Below are 7,578 nucleotides of genomic sequence, written 5' to 3'. Positions count from 1 at the left end.
AAAGCACCCTAAGGTGCTTTTTTTAACTAAACAGCAATAATTACTTCTTGCTGGCAAGTGCACCAAAGCGCTTGTTGAAGCGATCAACACGTCCGCCAGTGTCTAAAACTTTTTGCTTACCAGTGTAAAACGGGTGACACGCAGAACATACGTCTAAGTGAATGTCTTTACAAAGAGTTGAGCTAGTTTCGAATTTATTTCCACATGAACATGTTGCAGAAATTACTTCGTACTTAGGGTGAATACCTTCTTTCATAGGAACCTCTAGTTAAGGCCGCATCGCTCTCCAAACCCGGAGTTTGGCACCATACGTCGTTAAAACAAATTTGTTGGTGGCGGATTTTATCCAACAACCTTCCCCCACACAAGTATTTATTTATATTTTTGCCAAAAAAGTGAACAATCTCTTTCTCAAGCACTATTGCTAGTAGGTTTTTAGCGTTATTTTTAGTACATTACAGCATTAATTTTACGGGTTGAGTTGTTATGAGTTTTGTTGAAGTTGCTATTAAAGTCCCGCTTCCACGCACCTTTGATTATAAAATAGAAGAACAGCTCAGTGGCTTATCAATTCCCTTACTACCTGGCATGCGAGTTTTGGTACCTTTTGGTAATCAAAAAAAAGTAGCGGTTGTTTTGGGTATTAAAAGCAGTACCGACGTCCCTTTAAATAAAATTAAAAATATTATAGAGGTAATAGACGACGCCCCTATTTTAAGTGCCCAGCATTTAGAACTCCTTAGCTTTACTGCCCGCTATTATTGCTATCCATTAGGCGAAACTATTCATATAGCGCTACCTGGTGCACTTCGCCAAGGTGAATCGCCTGATAAAACCAGTATTAATATGGTTGCCCTGACAGAAAAAGGTGCAAAAGTACCGTCATTAAAAGCTAAAACACAGCTCAACCTATTAAAGCAGTTATCGCAATCAGGTAAGTCATCATTAACTGAGTTAAAAGCACTGGGCTTTAGTAAAAAAACAATAGATAGCTTAATAGATAAAGAACTCATAACACAAACTATTGAGCACGATAACCAATGGCAAAGTGTTGCTCCAACCGTCGGTAGTAAACCAGTACTTAATAAAGAACAAGCGGTTGCTTGCACAGCTATAAATCAAAGTACTGGCTTTAGCAGCTTCTTATTAGAAGGCGTAACGGGCAGCGGTAAAACCGAAGTGTATTTACAGTGCCTAGAAGAAGTACTCAAACGTGGCGAGCAAGCCCTCGTACTCGTGCCCGAAATCGGCCTAACACCACAAACCGTAAACCGTTTTCGCCGCCGCTTTCCTGATACACCCATTATGCTTTGGCACTCAGCACTTACCGACAACGAACGTTTACAAACATGGCGTTTTTGCGAAAAAGGCAGTTGTGCGATAGTTATTGGCACACGTTCGAGTATTTTTCTGCCATTTTTAAAACTCGGTATGATTGTTGTTGATGAAGAACACGACTCGTCATTTAAACAACAAGATACCCTTCGTTACCATGCTCGTGATTTAGCCGCTTACAGAGCTTTTCAGCATAAAATCCCGCTTATATTAGGCAGCGCCACACCCGCGCTTGAAACACTTCACAAAGCAATTAATAACAAATACCAGCTATTAAGTTTAACGGAGCGTGCGCAAACAGCGACTGACAATCAGTTTAAGTTACTCGATATGAAAGGTCAGCCCGACCAAGCAGGTATTGCACATGCAAGTCTTGCTACTATGCGTCAGCACTTAAATCGCGGTAAACAGGTTATGGTATTTTTAAATCGCCGAGGTTTCTCACCCACCCTTATTTGCCATGAGTGCGGTTGGTTGAGCGAGTGTAAACGATGCAGTACCAGCGCTACATTTCATAAAGCGATTGGGCAAATGATCTGTCATCACTGTGGCGACCAGTACCCTGTCCCTCACCAATGCCCTGACTGTGGAAGTACGCAAATATTTCCTAACGGTAAAGGCACAGAGCAAATTGAAGAGTTTTTATCGACCGAATTCCCTGATACACCTGTTACTCGTATAGACCGCGATTCAACTCGCCGTAAAGGTAGCCTTGAAAAAGCACTTGATGAAATAAACCTAGGCGGCGCACGCATTTTAGTGGGCACACAAATGCTTGCCAAAGGCCATCACTTTGCAGATGTAAGCCTTGTTATAATTTTAGATGTAGATAGCGGCTTATACTCATGCGACTTTAGAGCGACAGAGCATTTAGCGCAATTAGTCACCCAAGTAGCGGGGCGTGCTGGACGTTCAGGTGAGCCTGGTCAAGTGTTATTACAAACACACTTTCCAGAACACCCTCTTTTGCAAGACTTAGTTAATAATGGTTACCAAGACTTTGCCCGCTTTGCTCTTAGTGAGCGCGATGATGCTGACTTACCGCCCATTACAAATATGGCCATTGTGCGTGCACAAGGACATAGTATTAAACTAGTCGTCGATTTTTTGACGGATTTGGTTCCTGTGAATGGGGTATCTGGTATACAATTGCTCGGTCCGATCCCTGCCCCACTTGAAAGAGTCGCAGGTATGTATCGTTTTCAATTGCATATTCAAGCGCAAGATCGTCGCATATTACATCAGTACCTTGCGCAAATGGTTGATTATTTAAGTACCAGTAAACTTGCACAAAAAGTACGCTGGAGCTTAGACGTAGACCCTATAGACATGATTTAGGTTAAGGCCAAAATAACACCATGGCACAGCACGATTATATTAATAAAAAGCCTGCAGGCAGAAACAGTAAAAAAAACGCACCCGCTAAAAAACCATTTCCTATTCTTTTAGCCGTTATAGCCATCTTACTTGTAGGTGGTTTTGCCTACACACTATGGTTTATAAAAAGTAATGCCGATCCAAAGCTTGTCGAAAAACAAGCTAACCCAACTGCACCCGCAAAAGTAGAAGTTGTTATTCCACGTACACCGGAATTTATTAAAGAAATTAGAAACCACGAGATTCAAGTTGAAGTAAAAGAACTTGAGCAAAAAGGTCCTTATGTTATGCAATGCGGTTCGTTCAGAACTCATGCACAAGCTGAATCATTAAAAGCTAAAATCGCATTTGCAGGGCTCATTTCTGAGATCAAACAGGCTGAAGGCAGCAATGGCACTTGGTATAAAGTACGTTTAGGCCCTTATAAAACCAAACGCCAAGCCGAAAGCGATAAAAACAAACTTAAACGTGTAAAAATAGTCGGCTGCGGAATTTGGGGCTGGACTTGAAAATAAACCATTCACCCATATAACCTCATCATAATCGTTTTTTACGAGTTGCCTCTGCAGCTCGATGATGAGGAATAACATGACTACTATCGTAAGTGTTCGCCGCGGCGACAAAGTTGTAATTGGCGGCGATGGCCAAGTTTCACTTGGTAACACCGTAATGAAGGGCAACGCCCGCAAAGTTCGACGTCTTTATAATGGCAAAGTAATCGCTGGTTTTGCCGGCGGTACTGCTGATGCCTTCACTCTTTTCGAACGTTTTGAAAGCAAATTAGAAATGCACCAAGGTAACCTAACTAAAGCCGCAGTAGAAATGGCTAAAGATTGGCGAAGTGACCGTGCACTTCGAAAACTCGAAGCGCTGCTCGCTGTAGCAGACGAAACAGCCTCTTTAATTATTACCGGTAATGGCGATGTAGTTCAGCCAGAAAACGATTTAATTGCAATTGGTAGTGGTGGTAACTTTGCGCAATCAGCTGCAACCGCCCTTTTAGAAAATACAGATTTAAGCGCTCGTGAAATAGTAGAGAAAAGCTTAACTATTGCAGGCAACATCTGCGTATTTACTAATAACTTCCAAACAATCGAAGAATTATAATAGGAACTATTATGTCTGATATGACCCCAAGAGAAATTGTTCACGAGCTAGATCAGCACATTATAGGTCAGGCTAAAGCTAAAAAAGCAGTCGCTATTGCGCTTCGTAATCGCTGGCGCCGCATGCAATTAAATGAAGATTTACGCAGTGAAGTAACACCAAAAAATATATTAATGATTGGTCCAACAGGCGTAGGTAAAACAGAAATTGCCCGCCGTTTAGCAAAACTTGCTAACGCACCATTCATTAAAGTAGAAGCGACTAAATTCACTGAAGTTGGTTATGTTGGTAAAGAAGTAGATACGATCATACGTGACCTCGTTGATGTTTCAATTAAAATGACTCGCGAACAGCAAACTAAAAAGTTTAAACATCGCGCCGAAGAAGCAGCAGAAGAGCGTATTTTAGATGCACTTTTACCACCGGTTAAAGATCAATATGGCGAAAGCCAACGCGACGATACTTCATCTACTCGCCAAACATTTCGTAAAAAATTACGTGAAGGTCAATTAGATGATAAAGAAATCGAGATTGAACTAGCGCAAGCTCAATCAAACGTAGAAATTATGGCGCCTCCTGGTATGGAAGATATGACCAACCAGTTACAAAGCATGTTTCAAAACATGGGCGGCGATAAACGCACTAAACGTAAGTTAAAAATTAAAGAAGCCTTCAAACTATTAACAGAAGAAGAAGCCGCTAAATTAGTAAACCCTGAAGAGCTAAAAGAACAAGCTATTTTTGCAGTAGAGCAAAACGGTATTGTGTTTATTGATGAAATAGACAAAATTTGTAAACGTGGTGATTCTTCAGGCCCTGATGTGAGCCGAGAAGGTGTTCAGCGCGACTTACTACCGCTAATTGAAGGCTCAACAGTAAACACTAAACACGGTATGGTTAAAACTGACCATATGTTGTTTATTGCCTCAGGTGCGTTCCAAATGTCTAAACCATCAGACATGATACCTGAGCTACAAGGTCGCTTACCGATTCGAGTAGAACTTGAGCCACTAACTGCAAATGACTTTAAACGTATCCTGACAGAGCCGCATGCATCGCTTACTGAGCAACAACGAGAGCTCCTTAAAACTGAGCAAGTAACGATTGAGTTTAGTGATGATGCTATTGAGCGTATTGCTAAGGCTGCGTGGCAAGTTAACGAAAAAACCGAAAACATCGGTGCTCGTCGCTTGCATACTGTGATGGAAAGATTGATGGAAGAAATTTCATACGATGCTTCTGAAAAAGCAGGTTCATCACTTGTTATTGACGCCGCTTACGTTGAAAAACATCTAGGTGCACTTGTTGAAGATGAAGACTTAAGCCGCTTCATTCTATAAAACGAATATAAACGTTATACTAAAAGCCTCCAGATTGGGGGCTTTTTAATGGGGTATATAAAATGAAACACGTTACAAAAGTGCATTACCACAGCGTGAGTAAAAATTTAGATGTTTATTTTGACGACGATAGCCAAGCAGTCTTTAGCTGTGAATTTTTACGCGTTCACTCTCCCTCTGAAGTGCAAGGCCATGGCTCTGGCCCTATGAAATTGGTTTTAAATAAACAATCTGTAGGTATAAAAAACATAGTACCTGTTGGGCATTATGCACTGCGTTTAGATTTCGATGATGGTCACAATAGCGGACTGTTCAGTTGGAGTTACTTTGAAAAACTACAAGCGCAGCAACAAACGTTGAGCGATGAATATTCGGCACGCGTAGCCGAGCACGAACAAAACAAAAACAGTGTACCAATAAAGTTTATTCCTTAAACCTTATTGGTAACTTTAGGTGGGTATTTTTAGATTAGTTAACCTAAACCCTGGTTAAAATATTTACTATCCAGAGTTCAGGTTAGTTACACTTTAAACTTATCAATAGCGCTAAATAACACTCTAGCTTGCTCAGATACTTCTTCGCTAGTTTGGGCGTTTTTAGCAGCATGTTCAGTTGCATCTTGCGCAATGTCGCGAATTCTTACTACATTTTTATTAACCTCTGATGCCACTTGGCTTTGCTCGTCAATAGCAACCGCTATTTGAGAGCTCATTTCCATTATTGTTTGTACATCTTCAGTAATTGCGCCTAATAACTCACCTGCTTTAATTGCTTGCGAGGCACTTTCATCGCCTTGAGAACGACATTTGTGCATAATACTCACCACTTCTTGAGTACGCTGCTGTAAGGTACTTATAATACCTTCAATCTCACTCGTGGACTCTTGAGTACGCTTCGCTAATGAACGAACCTCATCTGCAACAACAGCAAAACCACGACCATACTCACCAGCACGTGCCGCTTCTATTGCCGCATTAAGTGCGAGTAAATTTGTTTGATCTGCAATCCCCCGAATTACATCAAGCACTGAACCAATTGTTTCGCCATCTTTTTCAAGTTGCGATACTACATTTGATGCATTCCCTAACGAATCAGATAGGGCTCTAATGTGCTTAACGGTAGAGTCAACTTCACTGCGCCCTTGTTGAGCACTTAAGTTTGTTGACTCTGCTTTTTTAGCAGCCGCTTCAGTATTATGTGAAATATCCTGAATCGTCGCCTGCATTTCGGTGGCTGCAGTTGCAACCATGTCGGCTTCATGTAATTGCTCTTGCATACCGGAGCTTGTTGCTGCGGTACTTTCTGATAAATGCTCTGTTGCTATGTTAAGCGTATTTAAAGCACCATTAACTTCGTTAATTAAGTTTTTAAAATCGCCTATTAAACTATTAAAGTCGACCGTCATGGTGGTAATTTCGTCTTTACCTGTTTGCTCTATCATCACGCTTAAATCATTATTACGACGAATGTCGTTAATGGTGTGATAAACCCGCTCTATAGGCACAATAATCGAGCGGCTCGTGAAATAAACCAACATTAAAACAATAATGCCAGCAATCACAAAAATAAGAATGGCTAAAAATTGTGCCTGTTCAACGCTTTTATCTACCTGCTGCTTAGTGCTTAATAGTATCTGCGCAACGATTGCATCACTTTGTTCAACACTTTTACGCATTTTTCCAAGTGCTCCTGAATTTAAATCTAAGCCCAATTCAACCTGTGCCTGGACCAATGCTTGAAATTGCGTTTGGTAGGAATTTAAAAAGCCATTTAATTGAGCTGTATACCCCGTATCAAATTGAGCCTGAGCGATTTGCTGCTTTAAAGTATCAACCCCTTCATCAAATCGAGTTAAATACTTAAGATCAAAACGTAGCATAAAATCTTTTTCAGCCCGTCTTAATTGTAATATAGAAGATAAGAGTTTGTAATTATCTTGCTCTTTGAGCAAGCTTTCGACCTCGTGTACTGCACTTCTTAGTTCGCCATACAGCCCATCTTTTGGGTGTAATCCTATGCGTTTTTGTAGCACAACAACACTCATAAAGTCATTGCTATAAGCACTTACCAAATTATCGAGATTACTTATTTTTTGGGTTTCGATACCCTGCTCTTGCATAATTACATTCAACTTAGCAATTTTACTTTTAAGCTGGTTATAATCTTGTTCAAATAAGTCTAATGCTTCTTCTTGTTTATAAAAAAGAAAGTTTTTTTCATGTTTACGCAGTTCTAATTCATGGATATTAAGCTCTTCAGCAAGCTGAATTGTTTTATTTAAGCTTAACGTTGTTCTCGCTTCATAAATTATTACGCATAAAAGGACCACCATTGCTAAACCAACAACGACTGCGTTTAACTGTAAACGTCGTTTGATTGTTAAGTTTTGTAAAAAATTCATCGCTAACGCCTTTTTTAA

7 protein-coding genes are annotated in these 7,578 nt (G+C 40.4%); 5 read left to right on the top strand and 2 right to left on the bottom strand.

What is annotated here, in order from left to right:
- Positions 1 to 40: 40 nt before the first annotated feature.
- On the bottom strand, positions 41 to 256 hold the full coding sequence (rpmE, locus tag GQR46_RS01320; protein ID WP_007582029.1) for a 50S ribosomal protein L31: 216 nt from the start codon (positions 254 to 256) through the stop codon (positions 41 to 43).
- Between the two features lie 230 nt (positions 257 to 486).
- Here rpmE and priA point away from each other — a divergent pair, with 230 nt between their 5' ends.
- From priA to GQR46_RS01295, 5 genes are all read left to right on the top strand, one after another.
- Positions 487 to 2,673, top strand: coding sequence for a primosomal protein N' (gene priA / locus GQR46_RS01315; RefSeq protein WP_007582030.1), 2,187 nt, complete (start codon positions 487 to 489; stop codon positions 2,671 to 2,673).
- A 20-nt stretch (positions 2,674 to 2,693) separates the two neighbouring features.
- Positions 2,694 to 3,221, top strand: coding sequence for an SPOR domain-containing protein (locus GQR46_RS01310; protein ID WP_007582031.1), 528 nt, complete (start codon positions 2,694 to 2,696; stop codon positions 3,219 to 3,221).
- Between the two features lie 79 nt (positions 3,222 to 3,300).
- A complete protein-coding gene (gene hslV, locus GQR46_RS01305) occupies positions 3,301 to 3,819 on the top strand; it encodes an ATP-dependent protease subunit HslV (RefSeq protein WP_002958366.1) in 519 nt (172 codons plus the stop codon).
- 11 nt (positions 3,820 to 3,830) lie between these two features.
- Positions 3,831 to 5,159, top strand: coding sequence for an HslU--HslV peptidase ATPase subunit (hslU, locus tag GQR46_RS01300; protein ID WP_024594430.1), 1,329 nt, complete (start codon positions 3,831 to 3,833; stop codon positions 5,157 to 5,159).
- Between the two features lie 62 nt (positions 5,160 to 5,221).
- Positions 5,222 to 5,593, top strand: a complete 372-nt coding sequence (locus GQR46_RS01295) for a gamma-butyrobetaine hydroxylase-like domain-containing protein (protein ID WP_165739485.1) — start codon at positions 5,222 to 5,224, stop codon at positions 5,591 to 5,593.
- 86 nt (positions 5,594 to 5,679) lie between these two features.
- On the opposite strand, the gene GQR46_RS01290 is transcribed toward GQR46_RS01295, so the two are convergent.
- Positions 5,680 to 7,560 (bottom strand): methyl-accepting chemotaxis protein, encoded by a 1,881-nt coding sequence (locus tag GQR46_RS01290; protein ID WP_165728107.1) that lies wholly within the window; start codon positions 7,558 to 7,560, stop codon positions 5,680 to 5,682.
- Positions 7,561 to 7,578: the final 18 nt, after the last annotated feature.

Origin of the sequence: Pseudoalteromonas sp. Z1A6, from assembly GCF_011378745.1 — a bacterium.
Lineage (GTDB): Bacteria > Pseudomonadota > Gammaproteobacteria > Enterobacterales > Alteromonadaceae > Pseudoalteromonas > Pseudoalteromonas arctica.
The sequence above is the reverse complement of the archived record's forward strand: the minus strand, read 5'-3'. Positions and strand labels throughout refer to the sequence as shown.